Source organism: Vreelandella alkaliphila (assembly GCF_016107625.1).
Taxonomy (GTDB): Bacteria; Pseudomonadota; Gammaproteobacteria; order Pseudomonadales; family Halomonadaceae; genus Vreelandella; species Vreelandella alkaliphila.
The window spans coordinates 138113-160193 of the sequence record NZ_JABASV010000004.1; the positions used below are offsets into that span (position 1 = coordinate 138113).

The 22081-nt window shown below is 51.3% G+C and carries 27 protein-coding genes; 11 read left to right on the forward strand and 16 right to left on the reverse strand.

What is annotated here, in order from left to right:
- Nucleotides 1-102: 102 nt before the first annotated feature.
- The 6 genes from JFC11_RS07720 to zapE all read right to left on the reverse strand — a co-directional run bounded on the left by JFC11_RS07720 (nt 103) and on the right by zapE (nt 5174).
- The gene (locus tag JFC11_RS07720; RefSeq protein ID WP_038485448.1) at nt 103-870 is read right to left on the reverse strand and encodes a cytochrome c1; all 768 of its coding nucleotides are present in this window, start codon (nt 868-870) and stop codon (nt 103-105) included.
- The gene (locus JFC11_RS07725) at nt 870-2129 is read right to left on the reverse strand and encodes a cytochrome b (protein ID WP_038485451.1); all 1260 of its coding nucleotides are present in this window, start codon (nt 2127-2129) and stop codon (nt 870-872) included. Before JFC11_RS07725 ends, JFC11_RS07720 begins: the two co-directional genes overlap by 1 nt.
- Nucleotides 2129-2728 (reverse strand): ubiquinol-cytochrome c reductase iron-sulfur subunit, encoded by a 600-nt coding sequence (gene petA, locus JFC11_RS07730; protein ID WP_038485454.1) that lies wholly within the window; start codon nt 2726-2728, stop codon nt 2129-2131. Before petA ends, JFC11_RS07725 begins: the two co-directional genes overlap by 1 nt.
- A 208-nt stretch (nt 2729-2936) precedes the next feature.
- Complete coding sequence (rpsI, locus tag JFC11_RS07735; RefSeq protein ID WP_038485457.1) at nt 2937-3326, reverse strand: 30S ribosomal protein S9; 390 nt, start codon at nt 3324-3326, stop codon at nt 2937-2939.
- Between the two features lie 13 nt (nt 3327-3339).
- On the reverse strand, nt 3340-3768 hold the full coding sequence (rplM, locus tag JFC11_RS07740; protein ID WP_009721993.1) for a 50S ribosomal protein L13: 429 nt from the start codon (nt 3766-3768) through the stop codon (nt 3340-3342).
- A gap of 224 nt (nt 3769-3992) precedes the next feature.
- The gene (gene zapE / locus JFC11_RS07745) at nt 3993-5174 is read right to left on the reverse strand and encodes a cell division protein ZapE (protein ID WP_198349129.1); all 1182 of its coding nucleotides are present in this window, start codon (nt 5172-5174) and stop codon (nt 3993-3995) included.
- A 232-nt stretch (nt 5175-5406) separates the two neighbouring features.
- Here zapE and JFC11_RS07750 point away from each other — a divergent pair, with 232 nt between their 5' ends.
- Nucleotides 5407-5853: a ZapG family protein gene (locus tag JFC11_RS07750; protein ID WP_198349130.1), complete on the forward strand. Its 447-nt coding sequence runs from the start codon at nt 5407-5409 to the stop codon at nt 5851-5853.
- 90 nt (nt 5854-5943) lie between these two features.
- Here the strand turns inward: JFC11_RS07750 and JFC11_RS07755 are convergent, their stop codons facing one another.
- Nucleotides 5944-6705, reverse strand: a complete 762-nt coding sequence (locus JFC11_RS07755; RefSeq protein WP_198349131.1) for a Nif3-like dinuclear metal center hexameric protein — start codon at nt 6703-6705, stop codon at nt 5944-5946.
- A gap of 138 nt (nt 6706-6843) precedes the next feature.
- On the opposite strand from JFC11_RS07755, the gene JFC11_RS07760 reads away from it, so the two are divergent.
- Nucleotides 6844-8088 carry a Do family serine endopeptidase gene (locus tag JFC11_RS07760; RefSeq protein ID WP_038485469.1) on the forward strand — a complete coding sequence of 415 codons (1245 nt, stop codon included), beginning with the start codon at nt 6844-6846 and terminating at the stop codon, nt 8086-8088.
- Between the two features lie 55 nt (nt 8089-8143).
- Here the strand turns inward: JFC11_RS07760 and hisD are convergent, their stop codons facing one another.
- The 9 genes from hisD to JFC11_RS07805 form a co-directional block, all read right to left on the reverse strand.
- Entirely contained in the window at nt 8144-9460 is a 1317-nt protein-coding gene (gene hisD, locus JFC11_RS07765; protein WP_038485472.1) for a histidinol dehydrogenase, read from the reverse strand.
- Nucleotides 9461-9473: 13 nt separating this feature from the next.
- Entirely contained in the window at nt 9474-10127 is a 654-nt protein-coding gene (hisG, locus tag JFC11_RS07770; RefSeq protein WP_038485475.1) for an ATP phosphoribosyltransferase, read from the reverse strand.
- 28 nt (nt 10128-10155) lie between these two features.
- A complete protein-coding gene (gene murA, locus JFC11_RS07775; RefSeq protein ID WP_038485478.1) occupies nt 10156-11418 on the reverse strand; it encodes a UDP-N-acetylglucosamine 1-carboxyvinyltransferase in 1263 nt (420 codons plus the stop codon).
- Nucleotides 11419-11431: 13 nt separating this feature from the next.
- A complete protein-coding gene (locus JFC11_RS07780) occupies nt 11432-11680 on the reverse strand; it encodes a BolA family protein (protein ID WP_038485481.1) in 249 nt (82 codons plus the stop codon).
- 122 nt (nt 11681-11802) lie between these two features.
- On the reverse strand, nt 11803-12135 hold the full coding sequence (locus JFC11_RS07785) for an STAS domain-containing protein (protein ID WP_038485485.1): 333 nt from the start codon (nt 12133-12135) through the stop codon (nt 11803-11805).
- Entirely contained in the window at nt 12132-12791 is a 660-nt protein-coding gene (locus tag JFC11_RS07790) for an MlaC/ttg2D family ABC transporter substrate-binding protein (protein WP_198349132.1), read from the reverse strand. Before JFC11_RS07790 ends, JFC11_RS07785 begins: the two co-directional genes overlap by 4 nt.
- A 38-nt stretch (nt 12792-12829) precedes the next feature.
- On the reverse strand, nt 12830-13294 hold the full coding sequence (gene mlaD / locus JFC11_RS07795) for an outer membrane lipid asymmetry maintenance protein MlaD (RefSeq protein WP_038485491.1): 465 nt from the start codon (nt 13292-13294) through the stop codon (nt 12830-12832).
- 16 nt (nt 13295-13310) lie between these two features.
- On the reverse strand, nt 13311-14111 hold the full coding sequence (mlaE, locus tag JFC11_RS07800; protein ID WP_038485495.1) for a lipid asymmetry maintenance ABC transporter permease subunit MlaE: 801 nt from the start codon (nt 14109-14111) through the stop codon (nt 13311-13313).
- A complete protein-coding gene (locus tag JFC11_RS07805; RefSeq protein ID WP_038485498.1) occupies nt 14112-14933 on the reverse strand; it encodes an ABC transporter ATP-binding protein in 822 nt (273 codons plus the stop codon).
- A gap of 294 nt (nt 14934-15227) precedes the next feature.
- On the opposite strand from JFC11_RS07805, the gene JFC11_RS07810 reads away from it, so the two are divergent.
- The 9 genes from JFC11_RS07810 (at nt 15228) to rapZ (ending at nt 22071) form a co-directional block, all read left to right on the forward strand.
- Complete coding sequence (locus JFC11_RS07810; protein WP_038485501.1) at nt 15228-16214, forward strand: KpsF/GutQ family sugar-phosphate isomerase; 987 nt, start codon at nt 15228-15230, stop codon at nt 16212-16214.
- A gap of 35 nt (nt 16215-16249) precedes the next feature.
- A complete protein-coding gene (locus tag JFC11_RS07815) occupies nt 16250-16792 on the forward strand; it encodes a KdsC family phosphatase (protein ID WP_038485504.1) in 543 nt (180 codons plus the stop codon).
- Nucleotides 16792-17364 carry an LPS export ABC transporter periplasmic protein LptC gene (lptC, locus tag JFC11_RS07820; RefSeq protein ID WP_174412721.1) on the forward strand — a complete coding sequence of 191 codons (573 nt, stop codon included), beginning with the start codon at nt 16792-16794 and terminating at the stop codon, nt 17362-17364. Before JFC11_RS07815 ends, lptC begins: the two co-directional genes overlap by 1 nt.
- Nucleotides 17365-17372: 8 nt before the next feature.
- On the forward strand, nt 17373-17876 hold the full coding sequence (gene lptA, locus JFC11_RS07825; protein ID WP_038485507.1) for a lipopolysaccharide transport periplasmic protein LptA: 504 nt from the start codon (nt 17373-17375) through the stop codon (nt 17874-17876).
- A gap of 78 nt (nt 17877-17954) precedes the next feature.
- Nucleotides 17955-18680 (forward strand): LPS export ABC transporter ATP-binding protein, encoded by a 726-nt coding sequence (gene lptB / locus JFC11_RS07830; RefSeq protein WP_095603314.1) that lies wholly within the window; start codon nt 17955-17957, stop codon nt 18678-18680.
- A 105-nt stretch (nt 18681-18785) separates the two neighbouring features.
- Nucleotides 18786-20201, forward strand: coding sequence for an RNA polymerase factor sigma-54 (locus JFC11_RS07835; protein WP_198349133.1), 1416 nt, complete (start codon nt 18786-18788; stop codon nt 20199-20201).
- 97 nt (nt 20202-20298) lie between these two features.
- Nucleotides 20299-20607: a ribosome hibernation-promoting factor, HPF/YfiA family gene (gene hpf / locus JFC11_RS07840; RefSeq protein ID WP_009721972.1), complete on the forward strand. Its 309-nt coding sequence runs from the start codon at nt 20299-20301 to the stop codon at nt 20605-20607.
- A 4-nt stretch (nt 20608-20611) separates the two neighbouring features.
- Nucleotides 20612-21082, forward strand: a complete 471-nt coding sequence (gene ptsN, locus JFC11_RS07845) for a PTS IIA-like nitrogen regulatory protein PtsN (RefSeq protein WP_038485517.1) — start codon at nt 20612-20614, stop codon at nt 21080-21082.
- 74 nt (nt 21083-21156) lie between these two features.
- Entirely contained in the window at nt 21157-22071 is a 915-nt protein-coding gene (rapZ, locus tag JFC11_RS07850) for an RNase adapter RapZ (RefSeq protein ID WP_038485520.1), read from the forward strand.
- Nucleotides 22072-22081: the final 10 nt, after the last annotated feature.

The following is a 22081-nucleotide window of genomic DNA, read 5'->3' on the forward strand; positions in this document are numbered from 1 at the left end:
TAGCTTATGGGATGGTAACCCGCTTTGCATTACGACTGACTAAATAAACAAAGGGCGCACGGCTTTCGCCGTACGCCCGACATGCCACTCATCACTTAATTATTAGTGAACATCTCGCCAGTACTCACGCTTAAGCAAGTAGGCAATCACACCAAAAATGAAAATGAAGATCAGCACTTTAGGTGCCAGCGCCTGAGCTTGAAGCTTTGAGGGTTCGCCCACATAAGCCAGGAAGTTAGTAAGATCATACATCGCTTCCTCAAACTCAGCAGGCTCCATGGAACCTGGCTGGGTCACTTGCAGCACATCACAAGACTGGTACTTACCCGACAAAGGATCGGGTGACTGACCCGCCACCGGATGATCAGTTTCTGAGCACACCAGCTCTTGTACGCCCTGCAGAGGCTCCAACACGTTAGGCATCGCAACCAGATCAAATACCGTGTTGTTAACACCAGTGGGGCGGCTCGGATCTTTGTAGAAGCCAAGCAGATAGGAGTAGATCCAATCCGTTCCACGCACACGCGTTTTTAGCGATAGATCGGGCGGCGGAGCACCAAACCAAGATTCAGCATCGCCACTATTCATTGCAATATGCATCTGATCATTAAACGCCAGATCAGAGGAGAAAATCAGATTTTCTTCAACCAAATCCTGGGGCATCCCCAGATCTTCAGCCGCACGAGCAAAGCGTTGATACTTAAGCGAATGGCAGCCCATGCAGTAGTTAACATAGAGCTTCATGCCATTTTGCAGCGAGGCTTGATCATGCAGATCAGGATCCATCGAGTGCGGGACACTCGCACCACCGGCAGCCATCGCAGTTACTGGCACTAAGGCGAAAAGGAGTCCAAAAAGATACTTTTTCATTAGCCAGTCACCCTTTCCGGAACGGGTTTAGTCTTCTCCAGCTTGGTGTAGAACGGCATCAAGACAAAGAAGGCGAAATAAATCACGGTGCACGCCTGGGCTAGTAGCGTCCTGCCCTCTGTCGATGGCAACACACCCAAAACACCAAGGATGACAAAGCTGATAGCAAACAGCGTCAGCATGGTTTTCGACATCCAGCCTTTATAACGCATTGAGCGTACCGGACTACGATCCAGCCATGGAAGGACAAACAATATCGCAATTGCAGCCCCCATGAATATAACACCAAGGAACTTGGCGTCTAAGCCGAACACCGAGAAAGTAATGGCGCGAAGAATGGCATAGAAAGGCGTCATATACCAAACGGGCGCGATATGATCAGGTGTTTGTAGCGGGTTAGCTTGATCAAAGTTTGGCTTTTCAATAAAGTAGCCGCCGCCTTCTGGGAAGTAGAACACCACCACACAGAAAACGAACAGGAAGACCGCAACACCCACCAAGTCTTTTACCGTGTAGTAAGGATGGAAGGGAATTCCATCTAACGGCACGCCCGCCTCATCTTTCTTCTGCTTAATATCAATACCATCAGGGTTATTTGAACCCACTTCATGCAGCGCAATAATATGCAGCACGACGAGCGCTAAAATAACAATTGGCAAAGCAACCACATGCAGTGCAAAGAAACGGTTGAGGGTAATGCCTGAAATCAGGAAGTCACCACGCACCCACTGAGCCAGATCGGGACCAATGCCAGGAATCGCTGAGAACAGCGAAATAATAACCTGAGCACCCCAGTATGACATCTGACCCCATGGCAACAAATAGCCCATAAAGGCTTCTGCCATTAGCACCAGATAAATAGTCATACCAAACACCCACACTAATTCGCGAGGCGCTTTGTAGGAACCATACAAGAGGCCACGGAACATATGCAGATAGACGACAAGAAAGAAGGCAGAAGCGCCGGTGGTGTGCATATAGCGAATCAACCACCCCCACTCCACATCACGCATAATGTATTCGACAGAATCGAATGCACCTTCAGCAGAGGGGTTAAAGCTCATGGTTAACCAAACCCCGGTCAAGATTTGGTTAACCAACGCCAACAGCGCTAATGAGCCAAAGAAATACCAAAAGTTGAAGTTTTTAGGCGCGTAATATTTGGAAAGATGCTCTTGCCACATCTGAGTAGCAGGGAAGCGATCGTCTACCCAACGCATGAGGCCCTTTTCCGCCTTGGCTTTATTCGGATTACCCATTAGGCAGCCTCCTCATCTTCGCCGATGACAATAATGTCATCATTTTCAAAGCGGTAGGGTGGAACCTCAAGATTAGTCGGCGCAGGTACATTACTGAACACGCGACCGGCCAAGTCAAAGCGAGAGCCATGACATGGGCAGAAGAAACCACCCGGCCAATTATCAACCCCCACCCCTTCAGCATTCGGCTCAGGCCGGAACAGGGGCGAACAACCCAAATGCGTACAGATACCAATCAATACGCCTATTTCTGGCTTGATAGAGCGCAAGTCACCCTGGATATACGCTGGCTGCTGCGGCACCTCCGAATTAGGATCCGCTAAACTGTCGGCACCTAACGCTTCCGTTCGCTCGATCATTTCCGGCGTACGATTAATAATCCAAATCGGCCGACCACGCCACTCAACGGTCATACGCTGCCCAGGCTCAAGCTTCGATATATCAGCTTGAACAGGCGCACCTGCCGCTCTTGCCTTGGCACTAGGCTGCCAAGAAGCCACAAAGGGGACCGCAACCCCGACAGCGCCCACCGCCCCCACAACGGAGGTGGCGCCTACAAGGAAACGGCGCCGACCTTTGTTTACGCCGTTATCTGCCATTTCTGGTTTCTCCCATCAGCTTACCCGTTCCGCCGCAAAGGCGTCTTGCGACGACGAATATCAAATACGCTCTATGTTAAAAAAACAAAGCGCTCTGCACAAGAACAACCGCCCGTGACCATGGTGGTATAAGCGTTATAATTTTTTGATATTCCAATAAAAAGCGCCCAGGTCTTTGACCTGGGCGCTTTTGCCGCATAGCGTAAAATTAACGCTTAGAGAACTGCGGACGACGACGTGCTTTACGCAGACCGACTTTCTTACGCTCAACTTGACGAGCATCGCGGGTTACATAACCAGCGGCGCGCAACGTTGGACGCAGATCTTCATTGTAGTTCATCAGGGCGCGAGTAATACCGTGACGAATGGCACCTGCTTGAGAGGAACCACCACCGCCAGCAACAGTGACAAATATGTCAAACTGATTTAGCGTCTCAGTCAACTCAAGCGGCTGACGAACAACCATACGACCAGTTACACGACCAAAATAAAGGTCAAGATCTTTATCGTTGACGGTAATTTTGCCAGAGCCCGGCTTCATAAACACGCGAGCGGTGGAAGTCTTGCGGCGCCCGGTACCGTAATACTGCTGTGTCATGGCGAAGATTTCCTCAGATGTTCAGTTCAAGCGGCTGTTGGGCAGCATGCGGATGCTCGGCACCGGCGTACACTTTTAATTTTGAGTACATGGCGCGACCCAAAGGACCTTTCGGCAACATGCCTTTAACGGCAGACTCAATAATGCGCTCAGGGGCATGATCAAGCATTTTGTCGAATGTCATAGAGCGCAAACCGCCCGGGTAACCAGTGTGGCGATAGTAGGTTTTAGCCTTCGCCTTGTTGCCGGTTACGTGGACTTTTTCAGCGTTGATAACAACAATGTAATCGCCAGTATCAACGTGAGGAGTAAATTCGGGCTTATGCTTGCCACGCAGGCGGCGAGCAATCTCGGTTGCCAGACGACCGAGCGTTTTGTCCGTAGCGTCGACTACGTACCAGTCGCGCTGGACGGACTGCGGCTTAGCACTGAACGTCTTCATGGATAAAATCACCAGATTAAGTGTGTTGGGTAGCTTACACCGCTACGTAAGCGATGAAGCACCATCCCTATTTTTTTTGGTTGCCAGAAAAAACCAGCAACATGCAGCGAGGCGGCATTCTACAGCAAGTATCACCGCAAGTTAAGTACCGCCACTCTTTTTTATTGATATCGCTCTTATTGATATTATTCTTGCTTGCAGCGTACTTATCGGAGTACCCGATACTAGGGCTTATGGGGTAGCGCCAGATACTCTTTAGACTGCATTTCCTGCAGACGCGACAGCGTCCGCTGAAATTCAAAGGTCAGCTTACCATCGCGATACAGCGCTTCAACTGGCACCTCTGCCGACATCAACAGCTTAACCCCGCGATCATAAAACTCGTCAACCATATTAATAAAGCGGCGAGCCTGATCGTCTGTTTTGACATTCATCTGAGTGACGTTAGATACCAAAACTGTATGAAATTCTCTGGCAAGCTCAATGTAATCATTCTGGCTACGCGGCCCATCACAGAGTTCGACAAATTCAAACCATGCCACATCGTCGTGGAGTCGGCGCGTCTTTAAAACGCGATGATTAATCTCAAGAGGCGCCCCCTCCTCACCTTCATGACCGGCTATTTCTCTGAAGCTTCTGCTTAGCTCCTGCTCGGCCGCTTTATCAAGCGGTGCATGAAAAATCTCAGCCCGCTCCAAGGCACGCAAACGGTAGTCAACACCAGAATCGACATTGACGACCTCGCAGTGGCGATTCACTAGCTCAATGGCGGGAACAAACCGTGCACGCTGCAACCCATCTTTATAAAGGTCGTTCGGCACTATATTGGATGTCGCCACCAACACCACGCCACGCTCAAACAATGCCTCAAGCAAATTTGCCAAGATCATTGCATCGGTAATGTCTTTGACAAAAAACTCATCAAAGCAGATGACGCGCGCCTCAGCAGCGAACTTGCCAGCAATCAGCGTCAAAGGGTTCTTTTCGCCCTTATAGTGAGTCAACTCATTGTGGACACGCTGCATAAAACGATGAAAATGGGTGCGCATTTTTTCAGGGAACGGCAGCGCCTCGTAGAAAGTATCAACTAGATACGTTTTCCCACGCCCCACGCCTCCCCAAAAGTAGAGCCCCTTAACCTCCGGCAGCACTGGCCCGCCGGCACTGACCTTTTTACCCAGCAGCCCGGCAACTTTTGCTTTTAACCCTTTGTTAGCAACTACAGTTTTAGGAGCACTAGCGGGTATGGCTAATAACTCATCATAAAGGCGCTGAAGATGCTTAACCGCCTGCTCTTGAGCAGGGTCGTACTGGAAATCGTCACGCTTTAAGTTTTCCTGATACCGCGCAAAAGGCGTTAATCGGCTCGCCTGCTCACTGTCTTGACGTGCAGATAATGATGACATCAACTCGCTCCCACAGCACACATCGTGAACGAAACTGTGACGTTGTAAGAACACAGCCTGCCCAAATAAAAAAAGAATATTATACGCTGCATAATAACTAAGCGCATGAGCGGATTGACCCAACCGACGGATACGCGCCTATAATGGTCACGCTTTGTTAAGCTGTTTGTTAAACTATTTGTCGAACCCCGCCATGCGCTTGGTGGCGTGCATCATCTCTAGGGAGAATACTGTGGAAGCAAGCTCGCCATTCACTTTTGCGATTATCGGTCTCGTTATTGGATTTGTTATCGGCTTAGCGTGTTATCGCCTGTTCAGCAAAAGCCAACGTGACCACGCCACATTAAAGCAGGCTTTACTTGAGCGTGAACATCAAATAGCCGAGCTTAAGAAAGGCATGGGAAGCCACCTCACCGGCATCCAGCAGCACATCATTAATATTCGCCAGGAAGCTGATCGGCTAGAACAGCAAATAGACAGCGAAGCTGCTGAATGGAGACTGGAAACGGCCATTACACCTTCCACAAACAAACTCGCGCCTAACACAGAGGACGAAGGTGATGTTAACACTCCGCGTGATTATGCTGACGGCAAAAGCGGTACGCTATCTGAAGACTTTGGCTTGAAGAGCAGTTTGAATGAGCATGACACAACCACACCTCAACCTCCTCGTTATTAAGAAACAGCAAGGCTAATTGCTTTTAAAGCACCTGCATGACAAATAGCATCCGCATAGCCAACCGATGCGGATGCTTTGCACAAGTTAGCGCTAGGCGGGATTATCGATATCGACAAATCGGTGCTCTATACCATACTCACTCGCCAACCACTCACCCAGCGCCTGAACACCAAAACGTTCAGTCGCATGATGACCAGCCGCGATGTAATGAATACCCATTTCTCTAGCCAAGTGCGTCGTGCGCTCTGATATTTCCCCAGACACGAAAACTTGCGCCCCTGCATCGTAAGCCGCCGTAATCATGTCTTGAGCACCTCCAGTGCACCATGCGACCCGCTCCACAGAGCCAACTAAAGGCGACTCGACCACTAAAGGCGCTCGATAGAGCACTGCAGCCAATTGACCTCCCAGCTCAGCAACGCTTAGCGGCTCAGCCAACCGGCCGGACCACAACAACCCTTCGCCAAGCTCACCATCAATGCATCCCTCGACCTTCCACCCCAGACGCTTGGCCAGCTCGGCATTGTTGCCAAACGCTGCATGCGCATCTAATGGCAAGTGGTAAGCAAGCAAGCTCATTTCGTTATCCAGCAGTGTTTTAATACGTTTCTGCTTCATGCCGGTAATAGCTACCGGTTCATTTTTCCAGAAATAACCATGGTGCACTAACACCATGTCCGCTCGCCAAGCGACCGCCTCCTCCAATAACGCCTGACATGCCGTCACCCCTGACATCACCCGCGTTACAGTGTCACGCCCCTCCACCTGAAGGCCGTTAACGGTAAAATCTTTAAATTGCGATGACCGCAATTGATGGTCGCAAGCAGCAACTAGTTGGTCGCGATGGATCACACTGACTCCTTAACCGATTAACAGGCTATCGTGAGGAACATCTCAATAAAGTGTTACGATGGAACTATTGTAAATCTCGCTTCGCGTTATCGCGAACCTCGCGAACATTTAGACTATCACCCGCTGAGGAAATTTCGCATGCACCGCTCTGTGCTGCCCTATATATGGCCAATTATCACCGGGTTATTGCTCGCTGCCTTGGTGCTACTTGCTTTCCCAGAGTATTTGCCCAATCCGTTTCGGCAAACGCCACCCGCAACGGTCGAACCCCCCTCTTCGCTGGTGCCTACTAGCGGAGAGTCGGCAGCCAATCGACCTGCTCCTGAGATTCGCCAAGCAGAACCGCTCAACCGCAACCAAGGGCCTGCAAGCTACTCCAACGCCGTTAATCAAGCGGCGCCAGCCGTCGTCAATATCTATTCATCACGCATTGTTGAACGCGATCAGCATCCATTAATGTCTGATCCTTTTTTCCAGCAGTTCTTCAGCGGCGACGATGCAACCACTCATCAGCGAATGTTGTCGAGCCTGGGTTCTGGCGTTATCGTCAGCCATGACGGCTACGTGCTAACCAATCACCATGTCATTAATGGCGCCGATCAAATACAGGTAGCACTTCGCGATGGTCGGGAAACACTTGCCGAGGTAATTGGCACTGACCCAGAAAGCGACCTTGCCGTATTACGCATTACCCTTGATGACTTGCCAGTGATCGAACTTGCTGACTCAGAACAGGTAGCCGTGGGTGATGTAGCACTCGCTATCGGCAATCCTTTCGGTGTTGGGCAAACCGTTACCATGGGCATTATTAGCGCAACGGGGCGCAGCCACTTAGGTTTAAATGCCTACGAGGACTTCATTCAAACCGACGCCGCGATAAATCCAGGCAATTCCGGGGGCGCATTAGTCAACCCTGACGGCGCCTTAGTAGGCATTAATACAGCTATTTTCTCACGGTCAGGGGGATCACAAGGAATTGGTTTCGCGATTCCAGCCAACCTTGCCCACAGCATCTTGAATGAACTGGTTACCCGCGGTCGCGTCATACGCGGCTGGCTTGGCATAGAAGCACAAGCACTCTCCCGCGAGCTGGCCGCATCGTTTGGGCTAAGAACCCCTCAAGGCGTGATCGTCGCTGGCGTCGTGAAAGACGGGCCTGCCGCTAAAGCAGGCTTACAGCCCGGCGATGTTCTGCTGTCTATTGACGGTCAAGTGATTTTGGATGCTCGGGTAACAATGAGCGCGATTGCTTCCATTCCACCCGGCACGAAACTACCGCTGACGATCGTACGAAGCGGTGAGCGCATGGACATGACACTGGAAGTAGGTGAGCGGCCGGTACCCATTAATGCTACATCAGGAGAGCATCAGAGCGACTCGTAAGTCGCTCTGATGGTTATCAGCGGCTTGTTCAGACGGCGCTTTTTTCAAACAAGACTCAATCGTTAATACGATACTCCGCTGAACGAGCATGGGCCGTCAGTGATTCGCCTCGGGCAAGTACAGAGGCTATTCTGCCAAGCTCAGACGCTCCGTCAGGCGAGCAGTGAATAATGGAGGAGCGTTTCTGGAAATCATACACCCCCAGTGGCGATGAAAAACGGGCTGTTCCAGACGTGGGCAGCACATGATTCGGCCCCGCACAATAGTCACCCAGAGCTTCCGAAGTATGCCGCCCCATGAAGATAGCCCCAGCGTGACGCACGTCATCAAGCCAGTCGCCGGGCGCCTCTACAGAGAGCTCAAGGTGCTCTGGAGCAATACGGTTGATCAATTCAATGGCTTCGCCTTGATCTTGACATAGGATTAATGCCCCACGACGCTGCAGCGAAGCACGGGCAATATCTTCACGCTCAAGTGTCGGCAATAATCGTTCGATTGCAGCCTCTACGGCTTCGAGATGCGCAGCGTTCCAACTAACAAAAATCGCCTGGGCATCCTCGTCGTGCTCAGCCTGGGAAAACAAGTCCATCGCCAGCCAATCTGGGTCTGTCTGGCCGTCAGACACCACCATGATTTCAGAGGGGCCGGCAATCATATCAATACCAACCTGACCAAATACCGCGCGCTTAGCAGTCGCCACGTAGATATTTCCAGGCCCTACGATTTTATCTACCCGCGGAACGCTTTCCGTGCCATAGGCAAGCGCTGCGACCGCCTGTGCGCCACCAATCGTGAACACATAATCGACGCCCGCCAGATGCGCAGCTGCCAGCACAAGATCATTCAACACACCGTCCGGAGTCGGCACAACCATCACAATCTCGCGCACACCAGCCACATGGGCAGGGATAGCATTCATCAATACCGATGAAGGATAAGCGGCTTTCCCGCCTGGCACATAAATACCTGCGCGGTCCAGCGGGGTGACCTTTTGGCCCAGCACCGTTCCATCAGCCTCTTCGTATTGCCACGAGCTTGGCTTCTGGCGCTCATGATAACGCTTAATACGCTCAGCGGCGGCTGACAGCGCATTACGCTGTTCAGCAGGCAGACCATCAAAGGCCTTTTTCAGTTGCTCAGGAGATAGGCGTAGCTGCTCCATACTCTCGACTGACAGGCGGTCAAAGCGATTTGTCGCCTCAACCACCGCACTGTCACCTCGCCGTTTAACATCTGCCAATATCTCTTCAACACGAGCCTGTACTGCCTTATCAGACACCCCTTCCCAATCCAGCAGCGCATCTAAATGCTGATGGAATGCCCCATCAACAGTCGAGAGACGGGCAATGGTGGCTGTGGACTTATCGCTCATGGTAAACCTCGTGTCATTCAATAGGCTGAGTCTGACGCTTTTTAACCGCACTTTCCAGGCGGGCTAACAATGGCTTAATACGATCATGCTTCATGGTCATGGCGGCTTTATTAACCACCAGGCGGGTGCTGATATGGGCAATGAGCTCTCGAGGCTCCATGCCATTGGCGCGTAGCGTATTGCCGGTATCAACGATATCAACAATTTCATCGGCCAAATTCATCAGCGGAGCAAGTTCCATCGCCCCATAGAGCTTGATCACTTCGGCTTGAATACCCTGCTCTGCATAGTAACGCCTCGCTACGTTTACAAACTTAGTAGCTACACGACGACGCGCCTCAGCAGGCAACTGACCTGTCACACCAGCAGTCATCAGCTTGCAACGAGCGATATCCAAGTCTAGGGGCTCGTATAGACCTTCAGCCCCATGCTCAAGCAGAACGTCTTTACCCGCAATGCCTACATCTGCGGCACCCAGCTGCACATAGGTCGGCACATCGGTTGCCCGTATAATCACCAACTTTACATCTGGCAAATTAGTATCAAACAACAGCTTACGGCTTTTACCCAAATCTTCTGCCGGGGTAATTCCCGCATCTGCCAACAGCGGCAGCGTTTCGTCCAGAATACGCCCTTTTGAAAGGGCCAAAATCAGTTGCTTACTCATTATTTAGGCCAATGGTTAATAACATGGCTTAGCCAGGAATACGGCGAATGCGCGCACCCAGCAGCTGTAATTTTTCCTCAATGCACTCATAACCACGATCGATATGATAAATACGATCTACAAGCGTTTCACCTTCAGCCATCATTGCCGCGATCACCAATGATGCTGACGCACGAAGGTCGGTAGCCATTACCGGCGCACCTGAAAGCTTTTCTACGCCTTCAATCAGTGCCGTATTACCTTCAAGGGCAATATTCGCCCCCATCCGGTTTAGCTCTTGTACGTGCATAAAGCGGTTTTCAAAGATGGTTTCCACTACCCGGGAATGCCCCTCAGCGACAGCATTCATCGCCACAAACTGGGCCTGCATATCGGTAGGAAATGCAGGATAGGGCGCAGTGCGAATATTAACCGCCTTTGGGCGCTTACCGTGCATATCCAAAGCGATCCAATCATCGCCACTGGTAATCTCAGCACCCGCTTCTTCAAGCTTCGCAAGCACCGCTTCTAAAATATCGGCACGGGTGCGCTTCACTTTCACGCGACCACCCGTCATGGCAGCTGCCACCAGGAAAGTACCCGTTTCAATACGATCAGGCATGACATCGTGCTCGCAGCCGTGCAGCGTCGCAACGCCCTCAACCACGATTGTGTCAGTACCATGCCCGCGAATATTAGCTCCCATCTTGATCAAACACTCGGCGAGATCGACAATTTCCGGCTCGCGCGCAGCATTTTCAAGAATAGTGGTGCCCTCAGCAAGGGTTGCCGCCATCAACAGATTTTCGGTACCCGTTACCGTCACTGTATCAAAGAAGATAGTGGCTCCTTTCAAGCGTCCATCAACTCGGGCACGAATATAACCCGCTTCAACGCGGATCTCTGCGCCCATCGCCTCAAGACCACGGATATGCAAGTCCACCGGACGTGAACCAATTGCGCACCCGCCTGGTAGAGAAACATCTGCCTTACCGAAATGTGCTAACAACGGGCCTAACACCAGAATGGAGGCGCGCATCTTCTTAACGAGCTCGTAGGGAGCATGACACTGCGTTACCTGAGAGCCGTCAAGCTGGATACTGAGTTTCTCACCCATCACAGGTTCAACGCCCATTCGTCCTAGCAACTCCAGCGTAGTAGTGATGTCTTGCAAATGAGGCAAATTACCAATAATGACCGGACCATCTGCCAAAAGGCTGGCACACAAAATTGGCAACGCCGCATTCTTAGCGCCACTCACCCACACTTCGCCATCTACCGACCCATTGCCGGTAATGATTAATTTATCCATAGAGAAGCCGCTACTATGCGTTTTCCGGTGCAGTTTGCCACTGCGCCGGAGTAAACGTTTTGATACTAATGGCGTGCAGAGCGCCAGATGCAATTTCGTCATTTAGCGCCGCATAGACCAGTTGCTGACGCTTTACAGGAGAAAGACCTTCAAAAGCTTCGCCAACCGCGATCACCTGAAAATTGCAGCCTTCACCCTGGATATGAAAATCACATCCATCGATGCGGGACTCAAGCAGTGCTTTTACCTCGTTGGGTTGCATAAGACAGGAAACTCCTTTGGGCCATTGAATTAGGTAATTGAAATAGGGAGGACGTTGAATTAGTGAAGAACAGGAGAACATGATAAAGAAAAGCGACACGCTTGGCGATGCTAGACGAGCACTCACGCTTCAGCGTTGGGCGAACCTATTAGCGCGTCGAGTTCAGCGAGCGACGTTAAACGCTCAAGCGGAGCAGACAATGCAATCGACGTAACGACAATGTCTAGCGAGTGACACGCACGCAGCCATTCAAACAGAACGCTAATCGCCGCGCTACTTGCCTTTGAAACGCCTGAAAAATCGAGAACTACATCAGTTAATCGAGCACTTTCAAGCCATTTAACGCCTGCAGCGGCCACATCGGCCGCTGCATTGACATTGAGATCACCCTGAACAGCCAACGCGCAAGACTGCGCAATCAGCGAAACATGGGGCATAGATAACAGCGTCGTCACGCGTTGCCCCCTTGCTCAAGCTCGTCGACACCAATTTCAGGCGACCAACTACGAATGACTGCATCGTAGTCTCGGTTATTTTCGCGCATCGACTGATCAAACTGATTACGGAAGGTCAGCCCTAAATTGATGCCATTAACAATAACATTGACCACTTTCCACTCACCATTTGAAAGTCGCAGACTGTAGCTAACGGGGTAAACCTGACCATTTGTGGCAACAACTTCCATATCAACACTGGCTTGATCTTCATAGCGCTGACCGCGCTGGTCGGTCAACACTCGCAACTCATCGTAATCAAAGGTCACGAGACCACGCGTGTACGTGTCGATCAGGGTTTGACGAAAGACATCGGCGAACCGACTACGCTGTTCTGGCGTTGCGTTGCGGAAGTAGCTTCCCATCACGCTAGCGCCAATATAACGAAAATCCGCTACATCATTCAGGCTATCGTTGACTAACGCCTTAAGCTCATTAAGATTATTGGCGTAATAATCTTCTCTACCGTTAATCTGCTCCATGAATTCATTGACGTTTTCACGAACCAACGCTTCTGGCGATTTCGACTGGGCCTGGGCAGCAAAAGGCAGCAGAACGACCGCTAGCGTCAACAAAAAAAGCAAACGACGGGCCAACATTACGCTATTTTCTTTCATTAAAATCACCTCATGACAACTGACAGCACCCACGGTGCTTAGTTAGTAACCATATTGGATACAAATTGCTGGATAAGTTCTTCGAGCACCAGGGCAGACTGGGTATCACGAATAACATCCCCCTCCTCAAGCACTTCAGGAGCGCCGCCAACACTCAGGCCAATATACTGCTCACCGAGCAGCCCAGCCGTCAAAATAGCTGCGGTAGTATCTTGTGAAAGCTGGCCTTCAAGATCACTATCGAGGCTCAACACCACCCGCGCATCATACCACTCGGTATCAAGCTCAATAGCCTCTACCCGTCCCACAGTAACACCGGCCATGGTGACCCGCGCACGTGGTTTCAGGCTGCCAATGTTGGAAAAACTGGCCTCGAGACGAAACGTGTCGGAAGATGTTGAAAGCGTCATGCCACTTACGCGTAAGCCCAAAAAAACAAGCCCCAGAATGCCCGCAAGCATAAACAGGCCAACACCAAACTCCATGGTTTTACTGCGCTTCATGTTATTGCTCCACCCATTAAAGGCCGCCAAACATCACGGCGGTCAATACAAAATCCAGCCCCAAAACAGCAAGCGATGAATACACCACCGTGCGGGTTGTCGCACGCGAAATACCTTCAGAGGTAGGCACTAAGTCATACCCTTGGAACACCGCAATCCAGGTGACGACTACTGCAAATACAAGGCTTTTGATTATTCCATTACCAATATCATCAACAAACGAAACACTAGCCTGCATATTGCTCCAGTAAGAGCCTTCAAAAACCCCCAGCCATTCCACGCCAACCAAATAGCCCCCCCAAATCCCCACTACGCTAAAACCAACGGTAAGAATAGGTAGCGCAACAAAACCTGCCCACAACCTTGGCGCCACAACCCGGCGCAGAGGGTCAACGCCAATCATTTCCATGCTGGTTAACTGCTCAGTCGCCTTCATCAGGCCAATTTCCGCCGTTAACGCAGAGCCCGCGCGCCCTGCAAACAGTAGCGCAGCGACCACTGGCGCTAGCTCTCGAAGAAGCGAAAGAGCAACCATCTGGCCAAGCGCCTGCTCTGCCCCAAAATCAACCAATATGGTATACCCCTGCAGCGCAAGCACCATGCCTATAAACAGCCCTGACACCAGTACAATAGCCAGAGACAGTACACCGACAAAGTGCACTTGGCGCAGCCACAACGACCACCCTTCCCGAGAAGGCACCCCTACTGCCGACTGGGCAAGAAAGACACCTGCACGCCCTAACGACTCTAAGGCATCACACCCTTTTTGCCCCAGCCGAGCGACATGCGAAATAGCATGTTTAATGTTTGATTGCATTTAACGCACCTTCCCTGCAGAGGCTTGGCCTAGAATATCGCGGTAAAGTGTCTCAGCGGGATAGTGAAACGGCACCGGCCCGTCTGGCTCACCATGGATAAACTGGCTTACTCGGGGATCTTGGTTCGTATCTAAGGTTCTTGGCGTGCCAGAGGCTACCACCTGCCCATCGGCAATGAGGTACAGATAATCCGCAATGCTGAGGGTCTCTTTGATATCGTGCGAAACGATCACTGACGTAAGCGACAGTGCCTGATTCAGCCGTTTAATTAGCTGTACAAGCACCCCCATAGAAATGGGGTCTTGCCCGACAAAAGGCTCATCATAAAGGATTAACTCTGGATCAAGCGCTACCGCCCGTGCCAGCGCCACACGCCTTGCCATCCCCCCCGAAAGCTCAGCTGGCGACAAGTGCCTAGCCCCGCGCAAACCCACTGCCTGTAACTTAAGAAGCACTAGATCGCGTATCATAGGATCAGGCAAGTCAGTATGCACCCGAAGCGGAAACGCTACGTTTTCAAATACATCAAGATCTGAAAACAGTGCGCCGCTCTGAAATAACATACCCATGCGCTTACGCAGCGTAAACAGGGCCTTACGCGACAGGCGATGCACATCTTGACCGTCGATTAACACTCGCCCCCGGTCAGGCGTTAATTGCCCACCAATTAGCTTTAAAAGGGTCGTCTTTCCGGTACCGCTTGGCCCCATGATAGCCGTTACCTGGCCTCGCGAAATCGTCATGTTGATTCCGCGAAAAATATCATGATCACCCCGCGAGAAGTACAAATCTTCAATTTCGATGAAGGGAGCATCGGTCATGGGCTGGCTGGCCTTGATGGTCGTCTTGCCGCAACAGCATTAGTATATGCTGGCTACGCATTAGTTAGTTAAAAACAGATAATTCAAAAAAACAGCTAGTTTATAAAGAACAGACAGTTTAAAAAACAGTGTTTTCGAAATATTATCGAACATCGTAACTTAACGCTACTCACAGTAACAGATGCGCTCATTGCAACCGCGCTGAGGAGTAGGATACGCGCCTTACCTACAAACCGCGCCAAGATGTTATTCTTACCGACCTACTTTTGACCGCTTATGAAAAGAGATGCCCTCATGCGCCAGCCACTATCGACACCTAGCCCACTGCGTGAAAGTGCGCTGCGCACACTGCAAATTGAGCAGGCCGCTATCGGTGGACTTCAGGCAAAACTTGATGAGAGCTTTGACCACGCTTGTGAACTTATCCTCGCCTGCCAGGGCCGCGTAGTGGTAACCGGCATGGGTAAGTCCGGCCATATTGCGGGCAAGCTGGCTGCAACGTTGGCAAGCACCGGCACGCCTGCTTTTTTTGTACACCCAGGTGAAGCCAGTCATGGCGATCTCGGCATGATCACCCGCGCAGATGTTGTACTAGCACTTTCGAACTCTGGCGAAACCGCAGAGGTCACTGCGCTGCTTCCGCTGCTGAAACGCCTAGGAACCCCCCTTGTCAGCATGACTGGACGCCCTGGTTCCACATTAGCCAAACACGCCGATGCTCACCTTAATAGCGGCGTTGAGCGCGAAGCCTGCCCTCTCGACTTAGCGCCGACCAGCTCAACCACAGCAGCACTTGCCTTAGGTGATGCCTTAGCCGTGGCATTATTAGAAGCACGGGGCTTCACCGCGGAAGATTTTGCGCTTTCACACCCAGGTGGAAGCCTCGGCAAACGCCTACTTTTGCGTGTAAAGGATTTAATGCACAACGGATCACGCCTCCCCCAAGTAGCATTAGGCAGCCCGTTACGGGACGCACTCTTGGAAATTACTCGCCAAGGGTTGGGCTTTACCTGCGTAATCGATAGCGAAGGACGCCTTGCCGGCGTTTATACCGACGGTGACTTACGCCGAACGCTGGATCAGTTTCATGACCTACGTGACGTCCTAGTTGATGATGTGATGACACGTCCTGGAAAACGTATCGGTCCCGATGTGTTAGCGGCTGAAGCGGTACGCATCATGGAAGACAGTCGAATCACCGCACTGGCGGTCGTGGATGATCAGCAGCGCCCCATTGGCGCGCTACATATGCATGACTTACTTGCTAGCGGTGTCATTTAATCAATCTTTTCAAACATTAATAATACGGAGGCTTCATGGCCCTACCTGACGCTCTACAAGACCGGATTCGCCGCGTAAAATTGCTTGCTATTGACGTTGACGGCGTACTTACCGATGGCCGCCTCTATTTTCAAGCTGACGGTATCGAAATCAAAGCGTTTCATACCCAAGATGGCCACGGCCTCAAACTTTTGAAACGCGTCGGAATCCATGTTGCCTTAATTACTGGGCGTGATTCTCCCATGGTCAGCCAACGTGCTGCGTCGTTGGGCATTACCCATGTGTATCAAGGGTGCGAGGATAAACTCACTACGCTACGCGCGCTTTGCCAACGCCTAGACATCACGCTTGAGCAGGTTGCTTATTGTGGTGACGACCTACCAGACCTTGCTCCAATTAAACGTTCTGGCGTAGGCATCACCGTCCCTAATGCTCCTGATTATATGCATACTCACGCTGACTGGATCACCGATCGGCTTGGTGGCCACGGCGCTGTACGTGAAATCTGCGATACCTTATTGATGTCTCAAGGCCATTGGGATGCTGTTTTAGATACGTACCTACACGGCCAATCGTAATGCGCTTTTGGGTTAAAAAACGCATTTGGATAACCATCATGGTGTTTGCCTTAGGTGGCGTACTGGTATGGCTGGATCCGCGCGGCCCTCAAGACCAATCAATCGACGCAGAGGCTCGTGCTCAAGAGCCCGGCCATGTACTAGAGAATGCAGAAATTACTCTGTTTGGTGACACCGGAGCCATCCAGCAGTCGCTGACGACGCCACGCTTAGTTCATACCCCTCAAACGGCGATGACAGATGTCCTCTCCCCCAGGGCGACACTATTTGATAGCGAAGAGCGTCAATGGCTAGCGACGGCGGAGACCGGCACCCTAAATACTGACACGCAGGCGCTCACGCTAGCTGGTTCAGCCCAATTACTTGCACCTGATGAGGGCTGGCAGTTGAATACTGAGTTATTACACTATGATGGCATCACCCGTCATGCTTGGAGCGATGCCGAAACCATACTTCAGCAACCGCCCCAGCGCATTGACGCTTCACGTATGGATGTATGGCTGGATGATAGCCAGATCCGCTTAACCAATAACGTGCGCGGCGTTCACCCGCCTGCCACTCGTTCTCAGTAGGAGTCGCGATGAACGTTCTTATTCGCACGGCACTCTTCGTCATTGCGCTACCCATTTCAGCGGCAGCGCTACCGGTTATGGCACAAAGCCAAGCCCCCGTAGAAGTAGAGGCTGACCGTTTAGATCTCGATCAACGCGCAGGCACCGCAGTGTATTCAGGCAACGTCGATATTCGGCAGGGCAATATGCAACTGCGCGGCGATCGCGTTGAGATTCAGCGCAACGATGCTGGCGAGCTATCGCGTGCCATTGCAACCGGTGGACGAGCCTACATACGTAACCAGCTCGAAGACCAAGCTAGCCCAATGGAAGGCTGGGCAAAACGTATTATTTATCATGTTGCCGAGCGTCGGGTAGAGCTCATTGACCAAGCGGAACTGACCCAGCAAGCAGATCGCTTTGAAGGTGGGCGATTAGAGTACTTTATCGACCAAGGTGTGGTTCAGGCGCGTTCTGATGTTAGTGGTGGTGAGCCACAACGTATCCGCATGACTCTTCAGCCGGAACAATAGGAGTGTCCAGTGGCGACCAATAACGCAGAGCCCGCACCTCAAACCACAGCCTCAGAATCAGCATCAGAAACCGCGCCGATAAAAACACTTTATGCCCAACACTTAGCTAAAAGCTATAAACGCCGCCGTGTCGTTAAGGATATTAACCTAGAGATATCTCAAGGCAGCGTGGTAGGGCTACTAGGCCCCAATGGCGCAGGCAAAACGACATCGTTTTATATGATTGTCGGCTTGGTAAAGTCTGATGCGGGAAAGGTTGGCATTGATGAGCTTGATTTAACCCATGCCCCCATGCACGAACGTGCAATGGCTGGTATTGGCTACTTGCCTCAGGAAGCCTCTATTTTTCGCAAACTTACCGTCGCCGACAACATCATGGCAATCCTGGAAACCCGCAAAGAGCTCGATCGTAGCGCCAGGGAGCAGCGCCTTGAGTCGCTACTGGAAGATTTTCACATCACGCACATTCGTGACAACTTCGGCATGAGTCTTTCGGGCGGAGAGCGTAGACGTGTTGAGATTGCCCGCTCCCTCGCGACCGAGCCTGCCTTTATCCTGCTTGATGAGCCGTTTGCCGGCGTTGATCCAATCTCAGTGGGCGATATTAAAACGATCATTCGAGCCCTCAAAAAGCGCCATATCGGCGTGCTGATCACTGATCATAACGTCAGGGAAACACTGGATATTTGCGATATTGCTTACATTGTAGGTGACGGCCATATCATCGCCAGTGGCCCCCCTCAGGAAATTCTCAACAACCAGCGGGTAAGAGACGTTTATTTGGGGGCTGATTTCCGCTTGTAAACAGCCATCTGTAGAAAAAATAGTAGTGGTGGCATACTTATTGCACTTGCACCAAGCCATAACTCGCACTAGGGTGGAGCTTTCTGATTAACGAGCGGTTCTCAGATGGTCATGAAAGCTTCTCTTCAATTGCGTATCGGTACACAGCTGACCATGACACCTCAGCTGCAGCAGGCCATCGCCCTGTTACAGCTATCAACGCTGGACCTCCGTCAAGAAATTCAGCAAGCACTTGATGCCAATCCAATGCTTGAGCAGGAAGATGAGTTCGGCGAACAGGCCGTTAGTGAACACCAGGAAGCTGAATGGTCCGAAAGCATTCCTAACGAACTCTCAACTGACAGTGACTGGTCAGACACTTATCAAGACCTTGGTAGCCATGGTGCCAGCAGCGAGGGGCCTGACTTTGAGCGTCAAGCCGCTGGTCAAAGTTTGCATGGCCACTTACTTTGGCAACTCGCCATGACAGATTTTTCACCACGCGACCACGCCATTGCTGAAAGCCTCATCGATGCACTGGATGCCAACGGCTACCTAACCCAGCCTCTCAATGACATTCGCGAAGGACTTAAAGCCCAAGGGCATGAAGGCCTTAGCCAGCGTGAAGTTGAAACAACCTTGCTTCGTCTTCAACAGTTTGAGCCCACCGGTGTATTTGCTCGCGACCTGCGGGAGTGCTTAATGCTGCAGCTCGCCTCACTACCGGAAGATACACCGCTGCTTATGCCTGCCAAGCGGTTAGTGCGTCAATTTCTGGAAGCGCTTGGTAAGGATGATGTGCGTTTGCTAAAGCGGCGGTTAAGTCTAGATGATGAGCAGCTTGATGATGTCATCCGCTTGATCCGCAGCCTTGATCCTCGCCCAGGAAGTGCCTTTGGCGACACTGATGACAGCTATGTAACGCCAGATTTAGTCGTACGCCATGACCACGAAGGATGGCACCTGGAGCTAAATCCTGAGGCATTGCCGCGCTTGCGCATTCAACCTGACTACGCAAGCCTGATCAAACGGGCTGACAAGAGCCAAGATAACCAATTTTTAAAAGAGCATCTCCAAGAAGCTCGCTGGCTCATCAAGAGCCTTTCAAGTCGAAATGATACGCTACTGCGGGTGGGCCGAGAAATCATAGCTCGCCAGATAGGCTTTCTGGAACACGGCGAAGAAGCCATGAAACCGCTGATTTTAGCCGATATCGCAGACGCCGTAGAAATGCATGAATCCACTATTTCCAGGGTCACCACCCAGAAATACATTCATACTCCGCGCGGAGTGTTTGAGCTCAAATACTTCTTTTCAAGCCAAGTAAGTGGCCAGGACGGCGGTGACAGTCACTCCAGCACCGCCATCCGCGCTCGAATCAAAAAACTGGTGCAAGATGAACCGCCCGGGAAACCTCTCTCAGACAGCCGCCTCGTGTCGCTATTGGAAGAGGGTGGCATTAATGTGGCAAGGCGAACGGTGGCCAAATATCGCGAGTCGATGGGTATACCCTCTTCAAGCGAACGCCGCCGTTTACGCTAATAAAACAGTGCTAACGAACAAAGTCTGTCTAAGGGCTTTGCAATAGCGCAAAAAGGGTTACAATCGAAGAACAGTCCGATGGATAAGGAGCACGTCAATGCAAGTAAATATCACTGGTCATCACGTAGATCTGACTGACGCCTTGCGTGACTATGTAAATGAGAAGCTGGAACGCGTTGAGCGCCATTATGACAATATCACCACCGTACAAGTGACCTTATCTGTTGAAAAGGAGCGCCAGCAAGCTGCCTGCACCCTGCATGCTGCAGGTGCCGATCTACACGCAGAAGCATTAGACAACGATATGTACGCTGCGATTGATGCACTAGCGGACAAAATTGATCGTCAACTCGTTAAACACAAGGAAAAAGCACAAGCTCGCGCCCAAGGCGCTGGCGTGCGTTAACTCAATGACGTTGGAAACTATTCTTCCCCCGGAGCGCGTGCTGTATGACGTCCCCGGGGGCAGCAAAAAAAGGGTGCTGGAATTTTTCAGCACCTTTATTGCGCAAAACACGCCAAGCCTAGATAGCCAAGAAGTCTTCAGCCGCCTGATTGGTCGTGAGCGTTTGGGTAGCACTGGAATAGGCAACGGCGTTGCTATTCCTCACGCCCGTAGCCCTCACTGCAGCTCGCCTATCGCTGGTTTTTTAAAGTTAGCTGAGCCAGTAGATTTCGATGCTATTGATGGCGACCCCGTCGACCTTGTTTTCGTACTTTTAGTGCCCGAAGAGGCGGACGACACGCACTTAGCCTTATTAGGGCAAGTGGCGTCCATCATGAACAACGTTGACACACGTCAGCAGCTTCGTAGAGCGGCTAGCCAACGTGAGCTATTGGACCTTATTACAGCAAAAATTCGTGAACAACCTGTTACCTAAATGGTCCACCGCTAGACACTGCCTACTAGTTTAACGTTTACCTCCATTTTTATTGGCATGCCAAGAGAAACTCTATGCAACTGGTGATCATTAGCGGCCGTTCAGGGTCCGGTAAATCTATCGCCTTACAAGCGTTAGAAGATCTTGGCTATTGTGCCATCGATAATTTGCCCGCCATGTTACTCGGCTCCCTTGTGGATGAGCTTCGCGAGCAAGGGGCACGCCCTCAACTAGCGGTAAGTATCGATGCGCGTAATTTACCAGCTGCGCTAAAGCAGCTGCCAAAAATGCTTGAATCTTTGCGTCAGAAAAGCATTCACTTCCAGGTTATCTATCTAACCACCGATGCGCGAATTCTTCTTGAGCGATACTCAGCCACGCGTCGTCGCCACCCTCTTACGCGTGATAGTGACATGACGCTTGAAGAGGCCATCAATAAAGAAGAAGAAACCCTGCTCGACATCCGTGATCTTGCCGACCTGATGATCGACACATCGCGTCTGTCGGTTCATGACCTGCGCCGCCGAATAACGGATCAGGTTGCCCAACAGCGTGAAGATAGATTAACGCTGACACTAGAGTCATTTGGCTATAAACGTGGCGTCCCACTTGACGCTGATCTCGTCTTTGATGTGCGCTGCTTACCAAATCCCTACTGGGACCCTACGCTGCGCCAATACACTGGGCGTGACGCGAACATCATCAACTTTCTTAAGGGATATCCCGTCGTAGAAGAAATGCGCAATGATATCCAGACATGGTTGGAAAAGTGGCTACCCGCTTACCAAAATAGCCAGCGCAGTTATATGACTATTGCTATTGGCTGTACCGGCGGGCAGCACCGTTCTGTCTATATGGTGGAACAACTGGCACAAATGCTGGTGAAACAAGCGGGAGAGGTTCAACTCCGTCATCGTGAGCTAGGCCTGCAGTACACCCTAAGTGAACAGCAGCCCTCCACATCCGAGCCTTCAACAAACGCGCAATAAGCAACGCCTT

Excerpts from the sequence above, each read along its gene's own strand:
- JFC11_RS07720 (WP_038485448.1), bottom strand. The coding sequence starts at position 870 with ATGAAAAAGTATCTTTTTGGACTCCTTTTCGCCTTAGTGCCAGTAACT.
- JFC11_RS07725 (WP_038485451.1), bottom strand. The coding sequence starts at position 2,129 with ATGGGTAATCCGAATAAAGCCAAGGCGGAAAAGGGCCTCATGCGTTGG.
- petA (WP_038485454.1), bottom strand. The coding sequence starts at position 2,728 with ATGGCAGATAACGGCGTAAACAAAGGTCGGCGCCGTTTCCTTGTAGGC.
- rpsI (WP_038485457.1), bottom strand. The coding sequence starts at position 3,326 with ATGACACAGCAGTATTACGGTACCGGGCGCCGCAAGACTTCCACCGCT.
- rplM (WP_009721993.1), bottom strand. The coding sequence starts at position 3,768 with ATGAAGACGTTCAGTGCTAAGCCGCAGTCCGTCCAGCGCGACTGGTAC.
- zapE (WP_198349129.1), bottom strand. The coding sequence starts at position 5,174 with ATGTCATCATTATCTGCACGTCAAGACAGTGAGCAGGCGAGCCGATTA.
- JFC11_RS07760 (WP_038485469.1), top strand. The coding sequence starts at position 6,844 with ATGCACCGCTCTGTGCTGCCCTATATATGGCCAATTATCACCGGGTTA.
- hisD (WP_038485472.1), bottom strand. The coding sequence starts at position 9,460 with ATGAGCGATAAGTCCACAGCCACCATTGCCCGTCTCTCGACTGTTGAT.
- hisG (WP_038485475.1), bottom strand. The coding sequence starts at position 10,127 with ATGAGTAAGCAACTGATTTTGGCCCTTTCAAAAGGGCGTATTCTGGAC.
- murA (WP_038485478.1), bottom strand. The coding sequence starts at position 11,418 with ATGGATAAATTAATCATTACCGGCAATGGGTCGGTAGATGGCGAAGTG.
- JFC11_RS07780 (WP_038485481.1), bottom strand. The coding sequence starts at position 11,680 with ATGCAACCCAACGAGGTAAAAGCACTGCTTGAGTCCCGCATCGATGGA.
- JFC11_RS07790 (WP_198349132.1), bottom strand. The coding sequence starts at position 12,791 with ATGAAAGAAAATAGCGTAATGTTGGCCCGTCGTTTGCTTTTTTTGTTG.
- mlaD (WP_038485491.1), bottom strand. The coding sequence starts at position 13,294 with ATGAAGCGCAGTAAAACCATGGAGTTTGGTGTTGGCCTGTTTATGCTT.
- mlaE (WP_038485495.1), bottom strand. The coding sequence starts at position 14,111 with ATGCAATCAAACATTAAACATGCTATTTCGCATGTCGCTCGGCTGGGG.
- JFC11_RS07805 (WP_038485498.1), bottom strand. The coding sequence starts at position 14,933 with ATGACCGATGCTCCCTTCATCGAAATTGAAGATTTGTACTTCTCGCGG.
- JFC11_RS07810 (WP_038485501.1), top strand. The coding sequence starts at position 15,228 with ATGCGCCAGCCACTATCGACACCTAGCCCACTGCGTGAAAGTGCGCTG.
- JFC11_RS07815 (WP_038485504.1), top strand. The coding sequence starts at position 16,250 with ATGGCCCTACCTGACGCTCTACAAGACCGGATTCGCCGCGTAAAATTG.
- lptC (WP_174412721.1), top strand. The coding sequence starts at position 16,792 with ATGCGCTTTTGGGTTAAAAAACGCATTTGGATAACCATCATGGTGTTT.
- lptA (WP_038485507.1), top strand. The coding sequence starts at position 17,373 with ATGAACGTTCTTATTCGCACGGCACTCTTCGTCATTGCGCTACCCATT.
- JFC11_RS07835 (WP_198349133.1), top strand. The coding sequence starts at position 18,786 with ATGGTCATGAAAGCTTCTCTTCAATTGCGTATCGGTACACAGCTGACC.
- hpf (WP_009721972.1), top strand. The coding sequence starts at position 20,299 with ATGCAAGTAAATATCACTGGTCATCACGTAGATCTGACTGACGCCTTG.
- ptsN (WP_038485517.1), top strand. The coding sequence starts at position 20,612 with ATGACGTTGGAAACTATTCTTCCCCCGGAGCGCGTGCTGTATGACGTC.
- rapZ (WP_038485520.1), top strand. The coding sequence starts at position 21,157 with ATGCAACTGGTGATCATTAGCGGCCGTTCAGGGTCCGGTAAATCTATC.